The 24,090-nt window shown below is 71.5% G+C and carries 17 protein-coding genes; 4 read left to right on the top strand and 13 right to left on the bottom strand.

Going from position 1 to position 24,090, the window contains the following annotated elements:
- Positions 1–488 precede the first annotated feature (488 nt).
- Positions 489–1,664: a glycoside hydrolase family 19 protein gene (locus ACFXMF_RS05610; RefSeq protein WP_379989950.1), complete on the top strand. Its 1,176-nt coding sequence runs from the start codon at positions 489–491 to the stop codon at positions 1,662–1,664.
- A gap of 57 nt (positions 1,665–1,721) precedes the next feature.
- On the opposite strand, the gene ACFXMF_RS05615 is transcribed toward ACFXMF_RS05610, so the two are convergent.
- Positions 1,722–2,108: a DUF427 domain-containing protein gene (locus ACFXMF_RS05615; RefSeq protein ID WP_360309777.1), complete on the bottom strand. Its 387-nt coding sequence runs from the start codon at positions 2,106–2,108 to the stop codon at positions 1,722–1,724.
- Between the two features lie 273 nt (positions 2,109–2,381).
- On the opposite strand from ACFXMF_RS05615, the gene ACFXMF_RS05620 reads away from it, so the two are divergent.
- Positions 2,382–2,612 (top strand): hypothetical protein, encoded by a 231-nt coding sequence (locus ACFXMF_RS05620; RefSeq protein WP_360309775.1) that lies wholly within the window; start codon positions 2,382–2,384, stop codon positions 2,610–2,612.
- A 183-nt stretch (positions 2,613–2,795) separates the two neighbouring features.
- On the opposite strand, the gene ACFXMF_RS05625 is transcribed toward ACFXMF_RS05620, so the two are convergent.
- The 8 genes from ACFXMF_RS05625 to ACFXMF_RS05660 form a co-directional block, all read right to left on the bottom strand.
- A complete protein-coding gene (locus tag ACFXMF_RS05625) occupies positions 2,796–2,948 on the bottom strand; it encodes a hypothetical protein (protein WP_379989951.1) in 153 nt (50 codons plus the stop codon).
- Between the two features lie 294 nt (positions 2,949–3,242).
- The gene (locus ACFXMF_RS05630; protein WP_379989952.1) at positions 3,243–6,158 is read right to left on the bottom strand and encodes a Z1 domain-containing protein; all 2,916 of its coding nucleotides are present in this window, start codon (positions 6,156–6,158) and stop codon (positions 3,243–3,245) included.
- Positions 6,155–7,207 (bottom strand): PD-(D/E)XK motif protein, encoded by a 1,053-nt coding sequence (locus tag ACFXMF_RS05635; RefSeq protein ID WP_379989953.1) that lies wholly within the window; start codon positions 7,205–7,207, stop codon positions 6,155–6,157. Before ACFXMF_RS05635 ends, ACFXMF_RS05630 begins: the two co-directional genes overlap by 4 nt.
- Positions 7,204–8,733: an ATP-binding protein gene (locus ACFXMF_RS05640; protein ID WP_360309767.1), complete on the bottom strand. Its 1,530-nt coding sequence runs from the start codon at positions 8,731–8,733 to the stop codon at positions 7,204–7,206. The genes ACFXMF_RS05635 and ACFXMF_RS05640 overlap by 4 nt, the downstream gene beginning before the upstream one ends.
- A 157-nt stretch (positions 8,734–8,890) precedes the next feature.
- A complete protein-coding gene (locus ACFXMF_RS05645; protein WP_360309765.1) occupies positions 8,891–10,408 on the bottom strand; it encodes a CYTH and CHAD domain-containing protein in 1,518 nt (505 codons plus the stop codon).
- 155 nt (positions 10,409–10,563) lie between these two features.
- Positions 10,564–10,962, bottom strand: a complete 399-nt coding sequence (locus tag ACFXMF_RS05650; RefSeq protein WP_360309763.1) for a GNAT family N-acetyltransferase — start codon at positions 10,960–10,962, stop codon at positions 10,564–10,566.
- A gap of 212 nt (positions 10,963–11,174) precedes the next feature.
- Positions 11,175–12,752 carry a hypothetical protein gene (locus ACFXMF_RS05655; RefSeq protein WP_379989954.1) on the bottom strand — a complete coding sequence of 526 codons (1,578 nt, stop codon included), beginning with the start codon at positions 12,750–12,752 and terminating at the stop codon, positions 11,175–11,177.
- A 147-nt stretch (positions 12,753–12,899) separates the two neighbouring features.
- Positions 12,900–14,360 (bottom strand): DHA2 family efflux MFS transporter permease subunit, encoded by a 1,461-nt coding sequence (locus ACFXMF_RS05660; protein ID WP_379989956.1) that lies wholly within the window; start codon positions 14,358–14,360, stop codon positions 12,900–12,902.
- Between the two features lie 80 nt (positions 14,361–14,440).
- Here ACFXMF_RS05660 and ACFXMF_RS05665 point away from each other — a divergent pair, with 80 nt between their 5' ends.
- Positions 14,441–15,127 (top strand): TetR/AcrR family transcriptional regulator, encoded by a 687-nt coding sequence (locus tag ACFXMF_RS05665; protein WP_379989957.1) that lies wholly within the window; start codon positions 14,441–14,443, stop codon positions 15,125–15,127.
- On the opposite strand, the gene ACFXMF_RS05670 is transcribed toward ACFXMF_RS05665, so the two are convergent.
- The 4 genes from ACFXMF_RS05670 to ACFXMF_RS05685 are packed head-to-tail and all read right to left on the bottom strand — an operon-like array spanning position 15,105 to position 20,329.
- Positions 15,105–16,844: a dipeptide ABC transporter ATP-binding protein gene (locus tag ACFXMF_RS05670; RefSeq protein WP_379989958.1), complete on the bottom strand. Its 1,740-nt coding sequence runs from the start codon at positions 16,842–16,844 to the stop codon at positions 15,105–15,107. The two genes, ACFXMF_RS05665 and ACFXMF_RS05670, sit on opposite strands and share 23 nt — an antisense overlap.
- Entirely contained in the window at positions 16,841–17,701 is an 861-nt protein-coding gene (locus tag ACFXMF_RS05675; protein WP_379989959.1) for an ABC transporter permease, read from the bottom strand. The genes ACFXMF_RS05670 and ACFXMF_RS05675 overlap by 4 nt, the downstream gene beginning before the upstream one ends.
- Before the next feature lie 4 nt (positions 17,702–17,705).
- Complete coding sequence (locus tag ACFXMF_RS05680; protein WP_360309751.1) at positions 17,706–18,674, bottom strand: ABC transporter permease; 969 nt, start codon at positions 18,672–18,674, stop codon at positions 17,706–17,708.
- On the bottom strand, positions 18,671–20,329 hold the full coding sequence (locus ACFXMF_RS05685) for an ABC transporter substrate-binding protein (protein ID WP_360309749.1): 1,659 nt from the start codon (positions 20,327–20,329) through the stop codon (positions 18,671–18,673). Before ACFXMF_RS05685 ends, ACFXMF_RS05680 begins: the two co-directional genes overlap by 4 nt.
- Positions 20,330–21,103: 774 nt before the next feature.
- Between ACFXMF_RS05685 and ACFXMF_RS05690 the strand changes: the two genes are divergently transcribed.
- Complete coding sequence (locus ACFXMF_RS05690; RefSeq protein ID WP_379989960.1) at positions 21,104–24,028, top strand: AAA family ATPase; 2,925 nt, start codon at positions 21,104–21,106, stop codon at positions 24,026–24,028.
- Positions 24,029–24,090: the final 62 nt, after the last annotated feature.

A 24,090-nucleotide genomic window follows, 5' to 3' on the forward strand; every position in this document is an offset into this window, starting at 1 on the left:
CGCGGGGCTTTTCTTCGGCCTCGCGGGGGGGGGCGCGGGGGCGGGGCCCCCGGCCGCCCCCGCGCTGGGGCGGGGGGGGCCCCCGCCGCGACAATGAGTCATCTCGCACCGGCGGACGAACCGGCGTGCCGGGCCGCGCCGATGGAGTCGTACGGCGCGCGGTGACGTGATCGTCGACATCGCGCCGGCCCTGGTGAACGCCGCGAAGCAGCCCTCGATGTTGCGACGGGAGCCGGTACCGCCGAGCGGGCGGGGCGGCTCCCGTCGTCGTTGCCGGACGACGCCCGGCACCCGGAGGGTGGGACGAATGTCGCACAGACCCTTGACTGGTATAGACCATTCGTATTGAGTGAGCCCCGCAACATCCCGTCCAGGGGCCTCGAACGAGGCACGCGCCGGTCCCGGTACGGCAGTTGGAGTACGCCTAGCGGTACTTCCCGTCGTCGATCAAGCGCGGTATGTCCCCCGCGTGAGGGAGTTGGCTTTCCATGTCGAGACTTTCCAGGTCCGGGCCGTCCTCCGGGCTCGCCGTGCCCAGAAGCCGGATCATGGTGTTCCTGTTGGCCATCGCGGTCGTGGGCGCGTGTGCGGCGGTGTTGCCGTTCGCCTCGACCGCGGCCGCGGCCGGCTGCGCGACCGGATGGAGTTCGTCGGCCGTCTACACGGGTGGGGCGACCGCCTCGTACAACGGCCACAACTGGGGTGCGAAGTGGTGGACGCAGGGTGAGACGCCCGGCACCACCGACGTCTGGGCGGACCAGGGTTCGTGTGGTGGCGGGGGCGACCCGACCACCGGTGGCTCGACCGGCGGTTCGACCGGCGGCGGGGGCGGCACCTGTACATATCCGAACTGGGTCGCGGGCCACGACTACGCGGTCGGTGACGTGGTGCGCTACACGAACGGCAACCTCTACCGGGCGAAGAACGCGAACCCGGGCTACGACCCGGTGATCAGCACCTGGTTCTGGGAGCCGTTCACCTGCACCGGATCCACCACCGGTGGCACCACCGGCGGAAGCACGGGCGGCAACGGCGGCAATCCGGGCGACTTCGTGGTGAGCGAGGCGCAGTTCAACCAGATGTTCCCGAGCCGGAACCCGTTCTACACGTACGCCGGCCTGACCGCCGCGTTGAGCGCCTACCCGGGCTTCGCCAAGACCGGCAGCGACACGGTCAGGAAGCAGGAGGCGGCGGCCTTCCTGGCCAACGTCAACCACGAGACCGGTGGCCTGGTCCACATCGTCGAGCAGAACACCGCGAACTACCCGCACTACTGCGATGCCAATCAGCCGTACGGGTGTCCGGCCGGTCAGGCCGCCTACTACGGGCGCGGCCCGATCCAACTGAGTTGGAACTTCAACTACAAGGCGGCGGGTGACGCCCTGGGCATCAACCTGCTGAACAATCCCAACCTGGTCCAGAACGATCCGGCCGTCGCCTGGAAGACCGGCCTCTGGTACTGGAACACCCAGAACGGCCCCGGCACCATGACCCCGCACAACGCGATGGTCAACGGGGCGGGCTTCGGCGAGACGATCCGCAGCATCAACGGCGCGTTGGAATGCAACGGCGGCAACCCCGCACAGGTGCAGAGCCGGATCAACAGCTACCAGTCGTTCGTGGCCGTTCTCGGCACCACCGCCGGGAACAACCTGAGCTGCTGAGCATGAGCGCGGGGCGGACCGGTCCGGCGGCCCGCCCCGCGCGCACGCCATCGTGGGTCAGGCCGGCGGCGCGGGCGGCTCTCCCTCGACCGTGATCCGGGCGACCGTGTCGTAGAAGCACAGGTGGCCGGCGATGTCGGGGACCGAGTCGATCGGATCGGTGTACGCCCAGGCCACGTCGGTGCGCGGGCCGGTGCCGCCGTTGCCCTGATAGGTCCAGTAGGAGGCTTCACCCTTGAACGGACACGTGGTGTGCGTGTCGGTGGGCTCGAAGCGGGTCAACTCCACGTCGTCCGGCGGGAGGTAGTACCGGATCGGCAGTCCGGTCTCGTAGAGCACCACCGGGCGCTCGGATCGAGCGACGATCTCGCCGTCGATCTCGACCGTCACGGTCTGTGTGCTGTGCACGGTCGTCACGAGGTGGCCCTGCGGGGGTGTCGGCATGCGCATCTCCTCCGGTGCCGCCGGCGATCGTGGCGCCGCCGGCCGTCCTACGTGCAACGGTCGCGGTCGGCGAAGCATTCCGGCGCGGTGCGCGAGCCGGTCGTCCGCGCTCCGTGTGAGAAGCGTGTGGATCGATTCGATTGGTATAGACCTATTGCTCGCGACCCGGCCGGCGGCTAGCGTTTTCCGAGTGCGCGCCGGTACCGCAGCACGGCCCGAATTACCGTTCCACTGACCCGAGTTGCCCTCGGGGCGAGAAATGGAGTCGAGCACATGCGCAAGGCTATGGCGGGTGTCGCGTTGACCGCGGCGTTGTTGGGTGTAGGGGCTGCCGCGCAGCCCGCGATGGCCGATCCGTCACCGGGCGGCAGCTTCTTCCTGTACGGCTACTACCCGACGCAGGCGTCCTGCGACGCGGCCGGCCGGGCCGCCGCGCCGGCACACGGCCCGGTGTACCTGTGTCTCAACAACGGCGGCACCGTGTGGTCGCTCTGGGTGCACTAGCTCCGGGCGCACCGACTGCGGGCGCATCGACTGCGGGTGCAACGGCTCCGGGCCCACCCGCCCCGGGCGCACCGGCGGAGGCACCGCACTGATACCGGCGAGGCCACGGCGCACGGGCTGTGGCCTCGTCGTTCGTGCGGGCTCTCGGGTACGCGGCGAACGGATCCCGGTCCCCGTCGCCGATCAGGTCGCGGCGGGTACCCTCGCCAGACGCTCCCGGCGAGCCGCGCGGATGTCCTCGTCGTCCGGAACCAGCTCCGCGGCCACATCCAGATCGGCCGGCGCGTCGTCCCAACGCCCCACCTCCTGCGGGATGAACGCCCGGTTGTAGCGCACCGCCGGGTCGTCCGGGACCAGTTGGAGCCGAGGGCATCGGCCTCGCTGGGGCGGAGGGCGGCGCCGCTCGCGATCACCGCTCGGCGATGCTCCGGGTCCGGTCGGGCCCGTCGGCCCGGCGGCCGAACAGGTGGGCGAAACGGCGGCACCAAGGCCGCCGAGACCACCGGCCGTTCGCCGATGGACAGCGGGCGCCGCGGTCGGCCGGCGGCCGGGACGAGTCCGGCTCCCCGTCCCCGCGCCCGCCGGCCGAGCCCTCGACCGGCCGAGCCTGTCGACCGGATGCGCGCGGCGTCAGACCGGGGTGGCCACGATGGCCGAGGCGGCTCGGGAGGAGTCCTTGGCGCGAAAGGCGACCAGGCGGCGGTCGGGGGAGACCGCGGTGCTGGGCGGGACCAGGGCGAAGGCCATCACCAGTTCGTTGCGATCGGGCTCCATGGTCGGGTAGAGCAGCAGACAACCGCGCCGGGGCGCGACCAGGCCGTCCGCGACGGTGTCGCCGATCGAGGCGGCGCTGCCGGCGATGCGCCGGGCGACATAGCGGTGTTGCGGAAAACTGACCTGGTTGAACAGGGTGCCGGTACGTCGGCTGCGGCTGACCACGGCGAGCGGGCCGAAACCGTGCAGGGTCACCGAATCGCGGTCGGGACTCTGCAACTGCGGGGCGATCACCACCCAATCCTCGATGTGGCCGGAGATCTTGGGGTTTTCCAGGTACATCAGGTCGGGGCCGAACTGGCCGGGGTCGGACCAGCGCAGCTCACGCAGCACCGGCAGCAGCCGCTCGTTCGTGATCCGACCCAGGTAGGCCGGGAATCGGCGCAGCCGATCCTCCTGCGGAAAGGCCAGTTCGACCTGTTCGGGCTGCAATGCCTCGATCACCGGGGCGAACTGTTGGACGTTGTAACGCAGTTCGGCCGCCTTCGTCGGATATCCGGCCCGCTCCACCCACAACCCCGGCGACCGGGTCTCCACCAACTCCGCGTTGAACATCTTGTTCCGTGCCGTCGGCTTGAGCCAGGGCAGTCGCTGGGTGACCAGCGGCGGGATCTGGGCCGGCGTCACCTGCGGCGCCCCGTCGACGAGTTCGGCGTACAGCCGGAGTTGGTCGCGAAACTCCTCCTCGTCCCGACAGATCGCCTCGAACGCCTCGTACAGGTCGCCGTTGCGGCCACCCTCGTCCCGGCCGATGTAGAGCCGGACCAGGTCCCGGTAGTTCTTGCGGAATCCGAACCAACGCCCCATCTGCATGAGCGTGTCGGCGGCGAGCGTCTTGCGCCGGTAGTAGGAGACGGTCAGGCCCTCGATGGTGAAACCGCGCGAGAGCTTGGCGCCACCGACCAGGATTCGCCAGACCTTCTGCCGGTCGAAGTCGGCCGTGCGCTGCTCGATCTCCTTGTCGCCGTTGATCACCACGACCGGGCTGCCGATCGAGTCCTCGATCCGCATCGCGGCGATGCCGATGTACGGCGCGATGTCGGTGTAGGACGCGGGGATCGCCGCGCCCGCCGCGTGCGCCTCGCTGACCGGCCACACATCCTGCTCGTACAACTGCCGCAGCCGCGCCTGCGCGCCCGAGCCGAGGTAGCCCGCGCGGCGCCAGATCGCGTTGATCAACTCGGCCTGGTCCCGGTGTACATGCGTCTTCACCGACTCGTGCACGAGCATCGTGTGGTGTCGGAAGTGGTCGGCGCCCAGGCCGTGGTCCTCACGGAACAACTTGATCGCGCCGGTCAACACGAACATGTCGATCGCCGTGCACAGGTCGGTCTCGTCGTCGTCGTGCAGCGGTCGCACCGAACGCACGTGCGCGAGTCCGGCCGAATTGGCCACCGTGCGCTCGTCGACGGGGATGGTGGAATCGATGTCGTGGAAGTCGGCGACGCCCATGTAACCGTCCGGGCGGTCCAACGAGATGACGAAGTCCTTGGGGAAGATGTCCTCGGCGTCGGCCGGATCGATGAACACGTTGGCGAACGGCGTCGCGGTGTAGCCGATGTACTGGGCGCGCGGCAACATCCCGAGCAACTCCGAGATGATCCCGTTGATCGCGGTGCGCTGGACCTGGTCCTGCGCCCACTTCTTCGGATCCGAGGTGTTCACCGACGCCTGATCGGACTCGTCGTCGATGATCAGCGTCGGGATCTCGCCGCGCTCGGTCTTGATCCGCCCCAGGTCCTTGACCAGCTTCTTGAGCACCGAAGCGTTCTTCTTGACCACCATCAGCCGGGCCGAGCTGCGGTGCAGGTTCTCCGGCGCGTACAGCGGGGTGAACCGGTCGGCCTTCTCGAACTCCAGCGCACTGAGCCCCTGGCGCAGCGCCTGGTAGTCGTCCTGATGCCGGGTCAGCCGGACGATGTCGAAGCCGCCGAGCCGGGACGGCAGCGCGCCGTGCCGCAGGAACCCGCCGTCCAGCCGGTCCCGGTCGTCCAGGTAGTCGTAGTCGCGGAAGGCCAGGGTGCCCGAATCCGGGTCCTGGCCGTAGTAGATGTTCTCGACCCCGACCAGTTCCATGTCCAGGCGGCGCTGGGTCTGGGCGCGCAGCGCCTCGATCGTGCCGGTGAGCACGATCACCAGCCGATAGCCCGCGTCGATCGCCTTGGCGATCACGCCGGTGAAGTTCGCGGTCTTGCCGCTCTGCACGTAGCCGACGACCAAGCCCTTGGACTGGTACGGCTGTTCACAGGTCGGGTCGGCCAGTCGCTCGACCACGCGGCTGGTGTTGCGATCGAGTGCGGCAACCGCCTCCGGGGCCCACTTCTTGCCGAGCAGGGTGTCCCGGTAGGCATCCCAGTAGTGGCTGTGGTGTCGGGCCACTTCCTGGGTGTACCAGGGATCCCAACCCTCGTCGGTGATCACCACGGCGCCGCTGCTCCGCGCGAACGGCGAGCGACGGTCCAGCAGTTCACGGGTCGCCGGCTCCAGGCCGAGGGCCTGGTAGGTCGCGGTGCGGCGTTCCTCGGTGTTCGGCGCGGTCTCGCCGTCGGCGAAGTCCCAGCGGCTGAGCCGATCGCGCCACAGGATCAGCAGCGGATCGTCCGGGTGGGCGTGATGCAGTCTGCGGCGCAGCGCCCCCTCGCCGAGGTCGGGAAGTGCCCCGGTGTGCTCGTCGGCCTGGTAGGCCAGTGCCTTGGCCAGGTTCTTCGGTCGCACCGACATGCCGCCGAAGGCCGCCCGGTGCAGCGCGAGCAGCGCGAGGTCGTCGGTCATCGGTGCTCGTCCTTCGGGTGGTTCGGCTCGGACAGGTCCGACGCGACGTCGGGCGGCAGCGCGTGCAGGTCGACCGCGCGATCGAGCCCGTCCGGGGAGGGCGCGATCGAGGGGATCAGATCGGCGACGTCGATGCGGTAGTCGATGTCGCTGATGCGGGCCACCGCGGGCTCGGGCAGCAGCGCGAAGATGTCGTCGGTCAGTCGGGGGAAGGCCGCGTCGACGGGAAACGCCAGGGGGACGCCGGCGGGGGCCCAGTGATGTTCGCGCGGGATCGCGCTCTCGTTTCCGGTGACCAGTTTCAGGCGGGCGTCGAAGTCGTCCAGCGCGCCCGGCGCACGCACCCGGATCGTCGAGCGGATGCCCTCGATCACGCCGAGCACCGTGCGGCCGTGGTCGTTTTGTTCCAGCACATGCGAGACGAACCACAGTGGTCGCTTCGAGTGCGGCGCGAGTTGGCCCAGGCCGTGGATGGTGTGGATGCGGGCCGGCCCGGCCACGGTCTTGACCTCGACGTCGTACGGGCCGACGGTGAAGTCGTGGTCGGTGCACTCCGGGTGTTGCCACGCCGCGATGGCCGCGTGCCAGCCGCGGACCGCCGCCAGGCCGATCAGCGTGAGGAGTTCGCCGAACAGGCCGATCTCCTCCTCCAGCGACATCCGCCGCCCCCGGGCCAACAACCTGCGCCACGCCAGCACCGTGGTCTGCACGGCAACGACCGGCGCTGTGTCCTCCTGCTGGATGCGATCGGCGATCTCACAACACACGATGTGGAACTCGCGCAGCAGATCCACGCGTTCGATGAACACGTGCAGGAACTGTTGACCCCCGTCCAGCACGCACACCGCCCGAATGCCCTGCATCCCCAACCGCGGTGCCTTCGTCCCGGGCTCGACCGGGATACGCAGCGCCGGCCGCTGTCCGCCCGCCTCCAGGTGCCAGAACAACGGCGGGTCGCCCTCGACCGGGATCAGCATCGGCATCCGGTTGTCGAGATGGTCGCGCAGCGCGTCGCAGCTCAGATGCCTGCTGCGCCGGTCCGCACTCAAGAGGCCCCCTCGGAGCCGTACTTCGCCGTCTCGTTCTTCACCGCGGCCAACAACAGCGACTGCCACAGGTCCAGGTTGTCCTTGACCCGGGGGCCGATCCGCTCGCCCGTGAACGCCTCGTTCATCAGCAGGTACAGCAGCGTCTTGAGCACCGGCACGTCGTTGAGGACGGCGCGTCGTCCGCCGAGCAGCGCCGCGCGGAACTGCTTGTTCAGCAGCAGCCTGCGCTCCTCCCGGTCGATCTCGAAGAATACGTCGCCGCCCAGCGGCACCCAGCGCACGTCGATCGGCTCCTCACCCGGCACGAACGGGAGTTCCTCCTCGATCGCGGCACGCAGCTCCGGGGCGAAGCCCTTCCCGGGCGGCAACACCGCCTTGCGCTCGCGGGTGGTGGTGCGGGCCTGGCGGTAGGCCCCCTCGGCGTCCTTCAGGAAGTCCAGGAAGGTCCGGCCCTCGGCGTCGGTCGCGCGTTCGACCGCGTCCACGAAGCCCGGGATCGGCTGGAGTTCGGCCTTCTTGACGGTGAGTCCGAAGGCGTGTTCCGACTCGGCCGGCAGGTCGAATTCGATCCTGGCCAGCGACAGGTGTTGCTCGCTCTGACGCAGCCCGTGCCAGCCGCCGGCCTGCACGAGGCGGTCGTTGCGGTAGGCGTACAGGCCCTGGCGGGCCACGATGCCGCCGGGCAGGCGGAACTGCTCGGCGTTGGAGCGCGGCGTCCACACGTGGGCGGTCAGCTCCAGCGGACCGACCCCCTCCAGGGTGGTGGTGAACGTGCGCGGGTAGCCCGGGAGTCCGGAGATCGGGTAGCCGAACGGGTCGACGCCGATCACCTGCCAGGTCATCGGGGGCGTTTCCTCGTCGCTGCCCGAGACCGCGATGGTGATCCGGATCCGCCCGTCGGCCAGGAACCGGTGCAGGTGCAGACCGAGGTGGTCGGCCAACGAGCGCATCGTCTTGGTCAGGTAGATGTCGGTCTGCCCGGCGTCGCCGCGGGCCGGGAAGTCGCGGACGCCGTCCCAGCGCACCGCCGTGCCGTTCCACATCACGTACTCGTCGTAGCGATCCAGGAATCGTTTGGCGAACTCCAACTCGACGATGTCGCACTGGAAGCTCTCCTGCGCCTGCTCGGTACGCCAGCGCCGGCCCACCGTGCCGGCCCGCTTGGCCCGGCTGATCACGGTGACGCTGTCCGCGTGGCTGAAGGACGCCGCCTTCAGGCCCATCCCGAACATGCCGAGCGCCCGGTCGTCGTACGCGCGCCGCTTGCCCACGGTCATCGCGGTGTCCAACTCGGCCTCGGTCATCCCGCGTCCGTTGTCCACGATGACCAGCGAGGTCAGCAGGTCGCCGCTGCGTTGGAAATGCACGACGACGTCCGAGGCGCCGGCGTCGATCGAGTTGTCCACCAGGTCGGCCACGGCTTCCTCGAAGCGGTAGCCCTGACTGGCCAGTCCCTTGATGTACCCGGGATCCGGAGGCAGGTGCTTGCTGCCGCTCGTAGGTACGTCGAAACGCCAGTCGTCCATGCCCACCCCTGGATCCCACACCCTCGGTGCGCGCAGTCGCGCGCCCGCCCCACGTGCGCTGGGACCGACCGTAGCGGTTGGCTCGGCAACCCAAAAGCGGAACGCCCGACTCGTGATCTGCGCGCGCTCGGATCGAGGCCCGGTCGGCCCCGGTCGGCTACAGGCCCCGGCGTACTCGCGGGCGGGCGTAGTCGGCCCACTGGGCCGGGAATTCCGCCTCGATGCGCCGTGCGAGAGCAACCTCCTCGCCGTAGAGCAGGCCCCACGTGAAGGCGCTCTCGCCCGCGCTGTGCGCCCCGATGGCCAGTCGGCGCAGGGCCTTTCGGGTCTGCACGGTGTCCTGGTGGGTGCCCAGCAGGCTTTGCAACTCCTTGGCTCGCCTGGCGAGCCGCTTGGCGGGTTTGCCCAGCGCCGGGCGGGTGGCCTCGCCGGCGTAGCGGACCCGCTTGGCGGCCTTGCGCACCTCGTGCAGGGCGGCGTCGCGGGCCGGCCCGGCGGGGGAGCGCAGCGCGACGCGGGCCCGCCTGGAGATCCGCCGGTCGCTGCGACGCAGGGCCGCTGCGGCCGGACGGCGGGCCGGTTGGGCCGCTCGGGCGGTGAACGGTGGGCGGGCGACGAGGGTGTCCAGCGCGTCCAGGAGGGCGAAGTAGCGCGCGCCGTCGAGTTCGCCCAGGATCCGGACCCGGGCCTCGGCGGTGCGCCGGGCGTCCCACGCGGTCAGCCGGGCCTCCACCGGCCCCAGTACCGCCTCCGCGGGCAGCGCGTCGAGGCGGTCGCGCAGCCGTTGGGCCAACACCTCCTGGTCCCGAGCCCGGCCCAACTCGGCGGCCAGCCATTTGAGTTCGGCGCCCAGGATGCCGGTCACCCGTTCGTCGAGCACACGTGCGAAGACCCGGAACGCGCTGCGCAGCCGCCGGGTGGCGACCCGCATCCGGTGCACCGCGTCGGGTTCGTCGAGCCGGACCCGGGGGTCGTACGCGAGCAGCGTGTCGATTTGCTCGCGCACGTAGTCCAGTGCCACCGCCCCGGCGCTTCCGGCGCGCGGCTTCGCGACCTTGCGGCGCGGTCGCAGACCCGCCTCGGTCAGCGCGTGTCCGAGCTTGGACGCCGTCGGGGCCCGCCGCCAACCGCCCTTGACCAGCCGCCGATCCAGCGCGTCGAGCAGCGCCGGCTCACCGTCCACCAGTTCGACCTCGACCTCGGTCCAGGACACCGTGGTCACACCGGACTTGACGAACACCTCGGCCGTCACCGAGTCGTGCGCGATCTCGGCCAGGGTCGGCCCGCCCGCCCGGACCAGCCGCACCTCGCGCACGGTCCGCAGCCGCACGGTCGGCACCGGCTCGCCGTCGCGGGTGTGCGCCCGGATCCGCACCGCGAGCTCGGCCGGCACCACCCGCTCGGACGCGCCCAGCGGCACCCGCACCTCGTCCCGCGCGTCCACCCCGGCGGGCAGCTTCAGATGCCACCCGGCATCCGCGCCCCCGGTCCGCCGGCGCAGCGTGATCCCGTGCGCGGCCAGCGCCAGACCGGGCGTGTCGAAGTACATCGCGTCCAGCTCGACGGTCTTGCCGACCTCGACCCGCACCCCGGCCGACATCCCGGCGAAGTCGGGCACCCCGACCCCCTCCGGCGCGACATACTTGCGCTCGATCTCACGCACGACCTCGGCCATGGCACGCACCTGCTTCCTCGGGGCGTCGCGAGGGGCTCGACCGGGCGGTCGCACGCCACGCGGGGGCGGATGGTGGACGGATCCGGAGCTCGCCGACCCGGCTCGCGGATACGTGTGCCCGATTCGGCCGACCCGACACGGACGAGCGCGCCGGCTCAGTCGTCGAAGGTCCAGCCGAACATGACGTGGTCGGACTCGGTGTCGGCGGCGGCGGTGCGGTAGGTCGCGACGGCGGCGTCGTTGTCGCGGTCGGTGAGTACCCACATGCCGTAACAGCCGCGTTTGCGGGCCAGCTCGGCCAGCGCCTCGGTGAGGGCGCGGCCGATGCCGTGGCGCCGGTGGTCCTCGGCGACGGCCAGTTCGTACAGGAACATCTCGGTGCCCTTGTCCGGGTGCGTCGTCTCGACGCCGGTGACCATCCCGACCGGGGCGGCGCCCAGGTAGGCGAGCAGGATGTGATGCCCCGCCTCGCCCAGGAAGCGGGCCGCCCAGTCCGGGCGTACCGGGTCGTCGAACAGGTCCCCGGCCGCGATCACGTCCGCCACCGTCGTCACACGCCGAATCGTCGCCACATTCGTATCCACGACGACATTCAACGAGATTTGGGCCCATTCCAGAAGCCGTTGCAGGCAATGGACACCCCATGGTCGGGACAGGATTCGGGGTGGTTCGGTCGCTTTGCAGGTATTGGTGCGGGCGGATGCGGATGCGGATGCGGATGCGGATGCGGATGCGGATGCGGGTCGCGGGCGGGCGGCGGGCCCGGCTACTTGTCGGACGACCGGGTGCCGAAGGAGAGGGCGCGGCGCACGTCGCGGCCGGCCGCGCGGGATTGGGCCCGGACGGTGCGCGAGATCGCGCCGATCGGGGCGAGCGTCGCGCGCCAGGTGTGCGCGATCGTGCGGATGGCGGGCGCCAGGACCGCCGTCCTCGCCCAGACCAACGGTCGCCCGATCACCAGCCGGGCCGCAGACGCGCTCTTGCGCCCGGCCCAACGCGCGGGCAGCACGGTCAGCAGGCGCAATGTTCGGCCGATCCATCGGGCCAGGAGTACGGCCCTGCGGCCGATCCAGCGCAGTGGGAGGACGATCAGGAAGCGCAGTGCCCGGATGATCCATCGGGCCAGGAGCACGGCCTTGCGCCCGGCCCAGCGCAGTGGGAGGACGATCAGGAAGCGCAGTGCCCGGATGATCCATCGGGCCAGGAGCACGCTCTTGCGGCCGGCCCAGCGCAGTGGGAGGACGATCAGGAAGCGCAGCGCCCGGCCCAGCGCGCGGACGAGCCGGACGACCCGATGCCAGGCCCAGACCACCGGTCGGGCGACGACCAGCACGAACGCGACCCCGATGGCGCGCCCGACGACCACGAGGCCGCGCCCGACGAGCCGCAGCGTGTGCAGCGCGCCTCGGCCGGCCCAGCGGATCGGGACGACGACGCCGAGGTACAGCGCACGTACGGCGAACCGTGCGCCCAGGAGCAGGCCGCGCCCGACCAGGCCGGCGGTGCCGACCAGTGCACGCCACAACCACCGGGCCGGCGTCAGCACGGCGTGCCGGAGCACGAAGCCGACGCCTCGCCCGAGCACGACCAGACCGCGTCCGGCGACCCGCGCCCCGGCCACCACCCCGCGCCACAGCCACTTCAGCGGCACGATCAGCACGTAGTGCAGCCACCGCCGGAAGCCGCGACCGACCACCCGGGCGGCCCGCCAACCCCAACGGGCGGGTACGACGACCAGGAAGTGGCAGGCGCGTGCGATCGCGGCGCCCAGCAGTGCGGCGGCGCGGATCGCGAGCCGGGCCAGGGCGAGCAGCCCCGCGCCGAGCCGGCGCAACGGCCGGACGACCCCGTACCGGGCGACCAACCACAGCCCGCGCCACACCACCTCGACGGCCAGCCACCGCAATCCGCGGCCGAGTGCGAACACGGCGGCGCGGGCGGCCTTCGCGAGGGGGACCAGGAGGAAATCCCAAATCCACACATCGAGCGCGCGTCCCGCGGCCCGCAGCGCTCGCACGGCCGGGATCAGCAGCCAATTCCGGATGGCGAACCCGAGGCCGCGCCCGAGCAGCAGCACAAGGCGACCGGCCGGCGACAGGACCCGATCCCGGATGCCCCGGCCGAGCACCTTGAGCAGTTCCCAGGCCAGCCGGATCGGCAACAACACGACGACCGCGACGATCCGGATCGGCCAGCGGATCAGGTCGTAGAGCAGACCGGTCGGTTCCGACCCGGACGCGGCCACCCGAGGAGCCGTCACCGGTTGGTCGGCCGCCGGGCCCTTGCGTAGCTCGACCGGAACCGGATCGACCGATCGAGCGCCGCCGTGCACGATTTCCCCCATGCGTCCCCCCGAGATGGCCCGGCTTCCCGCCGGTCCTGCCTCCTTGGGACACCGCGGCGGGCGGATCCTCACGCTCGGCGCGCGAGCAATCCGCCGGCGGACCCGGTCCGCGCCGCCGCAGCGGTCGCGGGCCGGGCCCGGGGCCGGTCACGCCTCCTGGTGGGCCGGTTCCGGCAGCGGCGTGTCCTGGGCCGGCGAGGCGTCCGGCGCGGCGGCGGCCGGTGCGCGGCGCAGCACCAGGCCGACCGCGCCGACCACCACCGCGATGGCGATCAGATAGCCGAAGGTGCCCTGGAACGCGGGTACCACGTCGTGGCTTTCGGTGCGGTTCTGGAGGACCAGTGCGGCGATCGCGATGCCGAGCGTGCCGCCGATCTGGTTGGCGAGGTAGACGGCCGCGGTCGCGCTCGGCACCGATTCCGGGGCCACCGAGCCGAAGACGGAGGACATCGCGGGCGCGCCGACGAAGCCCAGGCCCGCGCCGGTCACCAACGAATAGCCGACCAGAACGGCGGTGTTGGTGCCCGCGTCGGCGGTGCTGAAGCCGAGGATGCCGAGCGCGGCCAGCAGGCCGCCGAACGGGATCAGCGCCCGGGCGCCGATCCGGTCGAAGAGTTGGCCGGCGATCGGCATGCCGATCCAGACGCCGATCCCCTGTGGCACCAGCAGCAGGCCCGCCGCCAGCACGCCGCGGTCGCGGGCCACCTGGTAGTACAGCGGGATCAGGAACAGCAGCGAGAACAGCAGGATGCCGGTCAGGAACACCGCGCCGATGCCGCCCGCGAAGCCGCGGATCCGGAACAACCGGACGTCGATCAGCGGGTGTTCGGTGCGCAGCGCGTGCAGGACGTAGCCCACGATCAGCGCGACGCCGGCGAAGAGCGCCGCGAGCACCTGTGGTGCGCCGAAGCCGCTGTCGCCGGCGGCCTGGGACAGGCCGTAGACGACCGCCGCGAAGCCGGGGCACAGCAGCGAGATGCCGCGCGCGTCCAACGGCGGCGGGTCGCCCGCGTGCGGCGGGTCGGCCGGGATCTGCCGGTAGGCGAGCGCGAGGGCGATCACCCCGATCGGCAGGTTGATGATGAACATCCAGCGCCAGTCGGCGTGTTCGAGCAGGACGCCGCCCAGGACCGGGCCCAGGATCGGCCCCAGGGTGACCACCGCGCCGACGATGCCGATCATCTTTCCGGCCCGCTTGGGTCCGGCGGCCAGGGCCAGCATGGTCAGCAGGGTCGGCTCCAGGGCGCCGACGCCGACGCCTTGGAGCACCCGGAACGCGATCAGGCTCTCCGCGTTCCAGGCGATCGCGGACAGGGCCGAGCCGGCCAGGAAGACGGTCAGGCCGCTGAGCCAGACCGTCTTGCCGCCGAACCGGGCCGCGGCCCAGCCGGCCAGAGGCACGGTCGCGGCGAGGGCCAACAGGTAGCCGGTGGCCACCCATTCGATGGTCTTGAGGGGTGCGTCGAACTCCTCGCCGAGGGTTTCGATGCCGACGTTGACGATCGTGGTGTCCAGGATGCCCATCACGCCGCCGAGCAGCATCACCAGCATCAGGCGCAGGAGTGGTCCGTCGATCTTCGTTTCCGGATCGGGGGGTGCGGTGGCCATGAACGCCTCCAAGTTACCGATGAGATCAGTTAACTAAACTCGCAAGTAAAAATTAACAGCACGTCTGGTAACGTCGCAACATGGTCGAGGGAACGAAGAGGTCGACGACGCGAACCGCCGGCGACACGCGCGGACGGATCGACAAACGGCGGGCGATCCTGGCCGCCGCCGAGGCGGTGTTCACCCGCGAGGGCTACACGCTGGCCGGGATCGACGCGATCGCCGCCGAGGCCGGCGTGTCCAAGCCGACCATCTACAACCACCTCGGCGGCAAGGAGAACCTCTTCCGCACCGTCGTGGTCGAGGCCGCGATCGAGTCCAGCGGCCGGATCCTGGCAGCCCTGGAGGCGTTTCCCGCCGATGCCGAGGAACTGCATCCGCGGCTGACCGCGATCGCCCACCGTGTCGTGCAGTGTCAGGCGGGCGAGAAGGGCTGGGCGCTCCAACGGCTGGTGTACGCCGAGGCCGCGCGCTTCCCGGACCTGTACGACACCATCCGCGAGGGCGGCACCGTACGGATCATCGACGCCCTGGCCGGCCGACTGGCCCGGCTCGCGCACGGCGGACACCTGGACATCGACGACCCGGTCACCGCCGCGAACCAGTTCCTGGCGCTGATCTCCGGCGACCTGCCCACGCTGACCGCGCTGGGTACCCGGCCGGTGGACGACGCGGCGCTGGATCGGGCGGTCACCGCCGGAGTGACCACGTTCCTGCGCGCGTTCGCCCCGCGCTCCGGCGCGATCACGGCGCCGCCCCGCCGCTGAGCACCCGTCCACCACGCGCGTGCGGGTCCGCCGCCTGCGCCGCCGGGTCCGCCACCGCCCCGACGGTCGCGATCGGGCGCGGTACGGCGGCCAGCAGCTCGCGGGTGTAGGGCGCCTCGGGCCGGGTGAACACCCGCTCGGCGTCGCCGCTTTCCACCACCCGGCCGTCCTTCATCACCAGGATGCGGTCGCTCACGTGCCGGATCACGCCCAGGTCGTGCGAGATGAACAGCAGCGCCAGACCCAACTCGGCGCGCAGATCGGCGAGCAGGTCCAGGATCTGCGCCTGGATGGACACGTCCAGCGCGGACACCGGTTCGTCGCACACGATCAACTCGGGCGAGGGCGCCAGGGCCCGGGCGATGGCCACCCGTTGTCGCTGACCGCCGGACATGTCGCGCGGCCGCCGATCCAGCAGATCCGTGGACAGGCCCACCAGATCCAGGAGTTCGGCCACCCGGGCCCGATGCGCCGCTCTGGTGGCACGCCATCTGCCGCCCGGCAGGCCCGCCGCGGCGACCGCCTCGCCGAGGATCCGAGCGACCGGATACCGGGGGTCGAACGAGCCGAGCGGGTCCTGCTGTACGGCCTGGATCCGTCCCCGCGAGGGGCGTCGCGCGGACTCGGGCAGCTCGCTCCACGGCGCGTCCCGAAAACGCACCGCTCCCGCGTCGGGGCGCTCCCAACCCAGCACGATCCGCGCCGCCGTGGTCTTGCCGGACCCGGACTCGCCCACCACGCCCAGCGTTTCGCCCGCCCGAAGCTCGAACGAGACGTCCCGGACCGCGTCGTGCCGGGTCCCGTCGGGTGCCCGGAAATGTTTGCCGATCCCGGCCACCTCCAGCAACACCGCACCGACCGGCGGCGCGGCGGGTACCGGCGCCCGGGTCGGGCCGACCGGTCCGGACAACCGGCTGCCCTTCGCCCGGCCGGACGGCACCGCCGCCAGCAGCGCCCGGGTGTAGGCATGCTCCGGCTCGGCCAGGACCCGTTCGGTGGGCCCCTGTTCGACGATCTCGCCCGCGTACATCACCGCGATGCGATCCGCCAGCTCGGCCACCGCGGCCAGATCGTGGCTGATCAGCAGTACGGCGGTGCCCTGTTCCTTGAGTCGGCCCAACAAGGCGAGCACCTGGGCCTGCACGGTGACGTCGAGCGCGGTGGTCGGCTCGTCCGCCAGCAACAACTCGGGACCGCCGGCCAGGGCGGACGCGATCAGGGCACGCTGGCGCAGGCCGCCGGAGAGCTGGTGCGGATACTGCCGGGCCCGGCGCGCCGGATCCGGGATGCCGACGTCCTCCAGGAGTTCGAGCACCCGCTCGCCGACCCGGTCACGCGGCACCACCGCGTTCGTGCGCAGCGCCTCGGCGACCTCCGCGCCGACCGTGCGCAGCGGATCCAGCGAGACCAGCGCGTCCTGCAGGACCAGGCCGATCCGACGGCCCCGCAACGCCCGCCAGCGCGCTTCGGACAGGGCCGTCAGGTCGGTGCCCGCGAAGGCCAGTCGCCGGGCGCTCACCCGGGCGCCGCCGCCGGTCAGGCCGACCAGGGTGCGCGCGGTGACGCTCTTCCCGGAACCGGACTCGCCGACCACCGCCAGGCATTCGCCGCGCGCCAGGGTGAACGACACGTCGCGCACCACCGGTTCGCGGCCGGGAAAGGCCACATCGAGTCCGTCCACGACGAGCAGTGGTTCGGTCGCGGCAGTACCGGTCATCGGGCCGTCCCTCCGGCGAATCGGGTGCGGGCGTGCCGACCGGCCACGTTCACCGCGATCACCGCGCAGGTCACCGCGGCGCCGGGGAACACCCCGATCCACCACGCGGTCTCCAGGAAGCCACGCCCCTCGGACAACATCGCGCCCCACTCCGGCGAGGGCGGTTGGGCGCCCAGACCCAGGAAGCTGAGCCCGGACGCGTAGATCAGCGAGGTGCCGAAGCCGACCGTGCCCAGCACCAGGAGCGGCCCGATCGCATTGGGCAGCACATGCCGCACGATCAGCACCGGTCGGCGCAGCCCCAGGCCCGCCGCCGCCTCGACATAGCCCGAGCGCCGCACCACCAGCGCTTCGGCGCGAACCAGACGTGCGTAACCGGGCATCGCCGCGATGGCTACCGCGACCATCACGTCCACGGTGCCGCGGCCGAGCAGGGTGACCACGAACAGCGCGAGCAACAACTCGGGCAGCGACAACATGATGTCGGCCAGGCGCATGCACACCTGGTCGGCGGCCCGCCCGCCGAGCGCCGAGAGCAGACCCCACAGGGTCCCGCCGACCAGCGCGAACACGGTCGCCCCCAGGCCCAGCAGCAGCGAGGGGCGGGCGCCGTGCAGGACCCGCGCGAACACGTCGCGGCCGAGCTGATCGGTGCCGAACCAGTGTTCCGCGCCGGGCCCGCGGAGGGCGGCGAGCGGATCGGTCTCGATCGGCGAGGTGCCGGTGAACAGGCCGGGCGCGAGCCCGATCAGCGCGAACAGCACCAGGACGACGAGCGCCACCACGACGCTCGCCCGCGGGGCGGGCCGGCGGCGGATCCGGACCCGCCGTTTGTCGGCGGTCGGTGTCGTGGTCATCCGCTCATCCCTTCCGCAGTCGTGGATCGATGACGGCGTAGAGCACGTCGGTGAGTTGCGAGATGAGCACGAACACCAGGGCGGCCAGCAACACCACGCCCATCACCACCGGCATGTCCTTGGTGTTCACCGACTGGAGGGTCAGCGCACCGATGCCGGGCCGGGCGAACACCTTCTCGACCAGGACCGTGCCGCCCAGCAGGGTGCCGGTCAGCCAGCCGGACAGGGTCAGCAACGGAATCGCCGCGTGCCGGAAGGCGTGCCGGACCCGTACCGCGCCACGCCCGAGCCCGCGTGCTCGCGCGGTGACCACGAACGGTTCGGCCAGCGCCTTCTCCAGGCCCTCGCGCAATACCTGGGCCAGCACCCCGGCGATCGGCAGGGCCAGCGTCACGGCGGGCAACACGAGCGTCTGCACGCCCTCGGTCCCGGCCACCGGAAACCACTGCAGGCGGAACGAGAACACCGTCAGCAGCACGATGCCCAGCCAGAACGACGGCGTGGAGACGGCGACCAACTCCCAAGCCCCGAGCGCCGAACGCAGCGCCGACCGGCGCCCGGCGGTGGCCAGCGCCGAGACCGTGGCGATCACCACGGCCAATACCAGCGCAGACATGGCCAGTTCGAAGGTGGAGCCGAACTGTTCGGCGATCAGCGCGGACACCGGCTGCTGGAGTTGATAGGACTCACCCAATCGTCCGTGCAGCAACTCGCCTAGATAGTGCAGATATTGACTGATCACGGGGTCATCGAAGCCGTAGTCGGAGCGGATCTGCGCCCGCACGGCCGGGGACGCGGTGGTCTGTGGGCCCAGCAGCGTGGCCACCGGATCACCCGGCAGCAGCTTGAGTCCGGCGAAGGCGAGCGTGGCGGCGCCGAGCAGCACCGAGGCGATCGCCACCAGCCGCCCGCCCACCGCACGCAATACGCGCGGCAGGCGGGCCGGTTCGGCCGGGGTCACGGCGGAGCTCATCGCCGGGCGCTCCACACGTCGTGGAACAGTGGCCAGGCGTTCGGGTCCAGACGCAGCCCGTTGATCTGCTTGCCGGTCGCGAACAGCGTCGTCGCCGAGTACAGCGGCACCACCGCGGCATGCTCGATCACCCATGCCTGGGTCTGGGCGTAGAGCCGGTCCCGGGTGGGCCGATCCAGCGTCGCGGCCGCCGAGTCGGTCCACCCGTCGATCTGCGGGTTGCTCAGCCAGGCCGCGTTCTGCCCGCCCGCGCTGGGCAGGTTCGACGAGTTGAAGTACAGCCGCAGCACGTCCGGCTCGAACCGGGCCCAACTCATGTCGAGCACGTCGTACTTGCCGGCGTAGGCGTTCGTGGTGAACGCGCCCAGATCCAGTGCCGGTCGTTGTACCTCGACGCCGATCTTCTTCAGGTCCGCCTGTACCGCCTGGGCCAGGATGTCGCGCTGCTCGCGCACCGCCGCCGGCGCGCTCGGCCACTGCACGCTCAGCCGCTTGCCGTCCCGGGTGCGATAGCCGTCCCCGTCCCGCCCGGTCCACCCGGCCTCGTCCAGCAACCGCCCGGCCAGCGCCGGGTCGTAGGGCCAACTGTTCTCCAACGTCTTGTCGTAGGAGGGCGTGGCCGACCCCAGCGGGCCCCAGGCGCGCCGATACTGGTCGAAGTAGATCGACTGCACGTTCGGCCCGATGTTGATCCCGCGCTGTACCGCCTTGCGCACCCGCTCGTCGTCGAACGGTGCCCGGGTGGTGTTCAGGAACAGGCTGTACACCGCGCCCGCGAAGTCGTGCCGCAGGATGCGCACGTCCGCGCGCCCCTCCAGGCCCTTGACGTTCACCGGCGGGATCGACCCGGCGATGTCCACCTGTCCACCGGCGAACGCGCCCACCCGTACCGAGTCCTCGGGCAGGAAGCGGAAGGTGAGCTTGTCCAGGTAGGCGGCGCCCTGGTGCCCGGCTCCGGTCGGGGCCCAGTTGTACGCCGGGTTGTTCTCCAGGGTCAGGCTCTGGCCCTTGGTGTGCGCGGCGAACTTGAACGGCCCGGTGCCCACCGACTGTGCGCCGCCCGCGCAGAGCTTGTCGCCGGCCGCGGCCAGCGCCTGTGGCGAGTAGAAGCCGAGGTAGGCGGTGCTCGCGGCCTGGAGGAACGGCGCGAAAGGCTTGGCGAAGCGGATCCGTACGGTCGCCGGGTCGAGCACCTCGGTGCCGGTGTAGGGGCCGAGCAGACTGGCCGCGTACTGGGACTTGGTGCTCTTGGCGGCGATCCGGTCGAAGTTGACCTTGACCGCGTTCGCGTCGAACGCGGTGCCGTCGGTGAACTTGACATCGGTGCGCAGTTTGAACGTGTAGCTGGTCAGGTCCGGCGCGACCTCCCACGAAGTGGCGAGCCAGGGGCGGAAGTTGCCCTGGTCGTCCTCGGCGACCAGCGAGTCGAAGACGTTGCGCTGGATGGACGCGGTGATGTCCTGCGGACTGACGTGGATGTCGAAGCAGGTCGGCTCGGTGTTGATCGCCACGGTGACCGAGCCGCCTCGGACCGGCGGACCCGCGTCCGCCTGGGCGGCGACGTTGCCGGACTTGGTGGTGGAGGTACAGGCGGACAGGACGAGCGCGGCGGCCAAGGCCGCTCCGACGATTCCGGGTGGACGGATGGCGCGCATGGTCGAGTCCTGTCGAGAGTGGGGGATGGTGCGAAGACGCCCAGGGCGGAGCAACGGCCGCCGCCGGCACTTCCAGGAAAGTAGTGGCGTCGCGCCGACCCCCAGCACCCCTAGCGGACCCCTACCGACCCTTGTGGGTACGGGCGTGATCGGGAAATTGGCCGGGATTGTCCGAGTGGGGGTCGTTCGTGCGTGCTGTCCGCGGCATAAGCGGACGAACGGCGCGTCCGGGTGTCGGCTTTCTTTCGCGACACCTTCGTGTTGACGCGACGCGGGCGGATTTCTAGACTGCCGTTCAGCTATGAAGCGAAAGTCCGGATCACCGGCTCGGAGCTTTTCTACTTCTTCCTCGGAGATGGCCGTGCAGGGGACCCGTGGTGCGAGCGCCTCGCGACTCGCCCTGGTGTCCCGCCTCGACGTGGATCTCGCCCGCATGTCCAGCGGACTGTGTCGCTGAATCCGTCGTCGTAGGGATCGTTCGTCGGGTCGATGCCCGGATGCCCGGTAGTCGGGGGCATTCGGCCGTCGCGCCCGTACATCCGACCAGGATCGGAACGATCCCGCTCCGCTGCCGAGGTCCGCTCGGACCCGCCGGCCCGCCCGGCACCCACCCGGCACCTCGGACCCCGAAATCGCGTGTTCCGGTCGTATCGAGGCGTGGATATCCCGCCGCGATTCGGGCCGGGCATGGTACGTGCGTGGGGAAATATTAATCAGAGTTAATAGCGAATTCAACACGCGGAAACACTTGGATTTCCGCCGGGGGAGTGGCACGTGTTTTTCGTGGGGCGAACCGAGGAACTCAGCCGACTGGATACCGCGCGGGCCCGCTGCGCGACGGGCGTCGGTGGCGTGACCACCGTGTGCGGGCCGGTCGCGGTCGGCAAGACCGCACTCCTGCACAGCTTCGGCGATCGGCCCGCGGCCGACGGCGCGCTCTTCCTGCGTGCCGTCGGCACCCCGATGGAACAGGACTTCCCGCTCGGCGTGGTCCGCCAACTCGTCCAGTCCGCGCCGTTGCCGGACGAGGACGCGCAGCGGATCGACCGGCTCCTGGACGACGGCGCGCACACCGCCGCCTTCGGCGGCACCGACGCGTTGGACGCCACCACGGTGCGCGCGGTGCACGAACTGTGCGCGCTGATCCTGACGTTGGCCGCCGCGCGCCCGGTCGTGGTGGTGGTCGACGACATCCAGCACGCCGACCCGGTGTCCCTGCAATTCCTGGCCCACCTGATCCGCCGGATCCGCAGCGCCTCGGTCCTGGTGCTGCTCGGCGAGCGAGAGCACGCCGCCCCGCCCTCGGCCGCCTTCGCCGCGTTCGCCGCGGACGTCGAACGCCAGCCGCATCACCAGCGCATCCGCCTGGCCCTGCTCGGCAAGGGCTCGGTCGGCGAACTGCTCGGTCACGAACTCGGCCCGGCCGCCGCCGCCCGGCTGACCGCCGACGTGCACGAACTCAGCGGCGGCAACCCGCTGTTGATCCGGGCGCTGCTGGAGGACATGGGCCCCGCCGCGCGCCTGGACCCGGCCCGGCGCCCACTGCGGCCCACCGTCGCGGACGCGTACTGCCGGGCGGTGGTCGGCTGCCTGTACCGACTCGACCCGGCCACCGTGCAGGTCGCCCGCGGCCTGGCCGTGCTCGGTGAATCGGAGACCACCCGGGGGCTGGCCGAATTGCTCGAACTCGAACCCGCCACGGCCACCCGCGCGGCGCGCACCCTCAACGACGCCGGACTGGTGGCCTGCGGCCGATTCCGCGACGACCGGGCCCGGGCGGCGGTGCTGGACACGATGACCCGCCCGGATCGCGAGCGTGGGCACGCCCGGGCGGCGACCCTGCTGCACATCGACGGCGCCCCGTCCGAGTCGGTCGCCAAACACCTCGCGGGCGCCGGGGACTTCCGCGCGCCGTGGGCGGTACGCACGCTGCGCGAGGCGGCCGAGGCGGTGGTCGCCGAGGGCGATCTGCGGCTCGCCGTGGACTACCTCAAGTTGGCCGAGCGGATCGCGCCGGACGAATGCACCCGGGTATCCATCAAGGCGTTCCTGATCGGACTGGAATGGCTGGTCAACCCGGCCGCCGCGGCCCGACACGTGCCGTGGTTGGCCGGCGCCGTCCGGGACGGCCGGCTCAGCGGTCGCGACGCGCTGGTGTGCGTGCGCTACCTGGCCTGGTACGGCCGGCTCGACGAGGCCAAGGCCGTGATCGACGCCGGTTGGCGCACCTGCGGGCCCGGCGAGGCGGACGCGCGGGTCACCGCCGCCGAGGCGCGGGCCGCCCGGGTCTGGCTCAAGTACTGGTACCCGGCCGTGGACGCGGACTCGCCCGAGCCGGAACCGGAGGTGTCCGTACTGCCCGCGACCATCGGCCGGATCGAGGGGCTGGACCTGCTGACCGCCGTACTGGCCGGCCGACTCGACGGCGATCGGGTGTACGACCGGGCCGAGCGCATCCTGCGCGGCTCGCGCCTGGACGACACCACGATGGAATCGCTCACCTCCACGCTGACCGCGCTGGTCTACGCCGACCGGGCCGCGGCGGCGCAGGAATGGTGCGTCGCGCTGATCGATCAGGTCGCCGCCCGGCGCAGCCCGATCGCACACGCCATGTTGAGCGCGGTGCTCGGCGAGATCGCGCTCCGCCAGGGGGACCTGCTCGGCGCCGAGGACGGTGCCAAGACCGCGCTGACCCGGATCGCGCCGGAGGGCTGGGGGGTCGCGGTGGGCGTGCCGTTGGCCGCGCGGATCTCCTCGGCGGTGGCCCGAGGGGACCACGAGCAGGCCGCCCGATTCCTGGAACTCCCGGTTCCCGGGGCGATGTTCCACACCCCGGCCGGGCTGCACTACCTGCACGCGTGCGGCCGGTACAACCTGGCCACCGACCGCCCGGACGCGGCCCTGCGCGACTTCATGTCCTGCGGCGAGCTGATGACGGCGTGGCGCATCGACCTGCCCGGGATCGTGCCGTGGCGGGTCGAGGCGGCCCGCGCCCAGGTGCGGCTGGGCGACCGTGACGCGGCCCGGGAGTTGCTCGCCGAGCAGTTCGAGCGCTTGCCCGACGAGCCGTCCCGGACTCGCGGGCTGGCGCTGAGCGTGCAGGCGTCGGTGGTCGAACTGCGGCGCAGACCCGCGCTGTTGTGGGAGGCGATCCGCGAACTGCAAGCCTGCGGTGATCGTTTCGAGCTGTCTCTGGTGTTCGCCGAACTCGGGCACGCATACCGCGAGTTGGGCGAGTTCGGTCGGGCCCGGCGGGCCGCGCGGCGGGCTCAGCACCTGGCCGAGGTGTGCCAGGCGGCGCCGCCGCGCACGTTGTCGCGCAGTGACCGGCTGGCCGCGGTGCCCGACCGGGACGGGGCGATACCCGAGGCGCGGGAGCCGGCGGCGCTGCACGAACCGGCCCGGATCGGCGAGGCCGGCCGGGTCGCCGAGCCCGGCCGGGTGCGGGCCCCGGAGCCGGCCGCGATGGTCGCCGCGTCCGCGGCCGTCGACGAGGAACAACCCGGCGCGGGGCTGAGCGACGCCGAGCGCCGGGTCGCCGCGCTGGCCGCCCAGGGCCAGACGAACCGGGAGATCTCCCGTCGGTTGTTCATCACGGTCAGCACCGTCGAACAACACCTGACCAGGGTCTATCGCAAACTCGGTGTGGCGCGCCGACTCGACCTGCCGCCGTGGTTGGAGGAGGAGATCGCCGGCTGAAGCGGGTCCTCCCCTATGGGGTCGGTAGGGGATCGACAGGGGTTATTCCGGTGGGGTGCGGC

Origin of the sequence: Embleya sp. NPDC059213 (assembly GCF_042754445.1) — a bacterium.
Lineage (GTDB): Bacteria > Actinomycetota > Actinomycetes > Streptomycetales > Streptomycetaceae > Embleya.

Excerpts from the sequence above, each read along its gene's own strand:
- ACFXMF_RS05630 (WP_379989952.1), bottom strand. The coding sequence starts at position 6,158 with ATGACCGACGACCTCGCGCTGCTCGCGCTGCACCGGGCGGCCTTCGGC.
- ACFXMF_RS05675 (WP_379989959.1), bottom strand. The coding sequence starts at position 17,701 with ATGACCACGACACCGACCGCCGACAAACGGCGGGTCCGGATCCGCCGC.
- ACFXMF_RS05680 (WP_360309751.1), bottom strand. The coding sequence starts at position 18,674 with ATGAGCTCCGCCGTGACCCCGGCCGAACCGGCCCGCCTGCCGCGCGTA.
- ACFXMF_RS05620 (WP_360309775.1), top strand. The coding sequence starts at position 2,382 with ATGCGCAAGGCTATGGCGGGTGTCGCGTTGACCGCGGCGTTGTTGGGT.
- ACFXMF_RS05660 (WP_379989956.1), bottom strand. The coding sequence starts at position 14,360 with ATGGCCACCGCACCCCCCGATCCGGAAACGAAGATCGACGGACCACTC.
- ACFXMF_RS05655 (WP_379989954.1), bottom strand. The coding sequence starts at position 12,752 with ATGGGGGAAATCGTGCACGGCGGCGCTCGATCGGTCGATCCGGTTCCG.
- ACFXMF_RS05610 (WP_379989950.1), top strand. The coding sequence starts at position 489 with ATGTCGAGACTTTCCAGGTCCGGGCCGTCCTCCGGGCTCGCCGTGCCC.
- ACFXMF_RS05615 (WP_360309777.1), bottom strand. The coding sequence starts at position 2,108 with ATGCCGACACCCCCGCAGGGCCACCTCGTGACGACCGTGCACAGCACA.
- ACFXMF_RS05640 (WP_360309767.1), bottom strand. The coding sequence starts at position 8,733 with ATGGACGACTGGCGTTTCGACGTACCTACGAGCGGCAGCAAGCACCTG.
- ACFXMF_RS05670 (WP_379989958.1), bottom strand. The coding sequence starts at position 16,844 with ATGACCGGTACTGCCGCGACCGAACCACTGCTCGTCGTGGACGGACTC.
- ACFXMF_RS05645 (WP_360309765.1), bottom strand. The coding sequence starts at position 10,408 with ATGGCCGAGGTCGTGCGTGAGATCGAGCGCAAGTATGTCGCGCCGGAG.
- ACFXMF_RS05665 (WP_379989957.1), top strand. The coding sequence starts at position 14,441 with ATGGTCGAGGGAACGAAGAGGTCGACGACGCGAACCGCCGGCGACACG.
- ACFXMF_RS05685 (WP_360309749.1), bottom strand. The coding sequence starts at position 20,329 with ATGCGCGCCATCCGTCCACCCGGAATCGTCGGAGCGGCCTTGGCCGCC.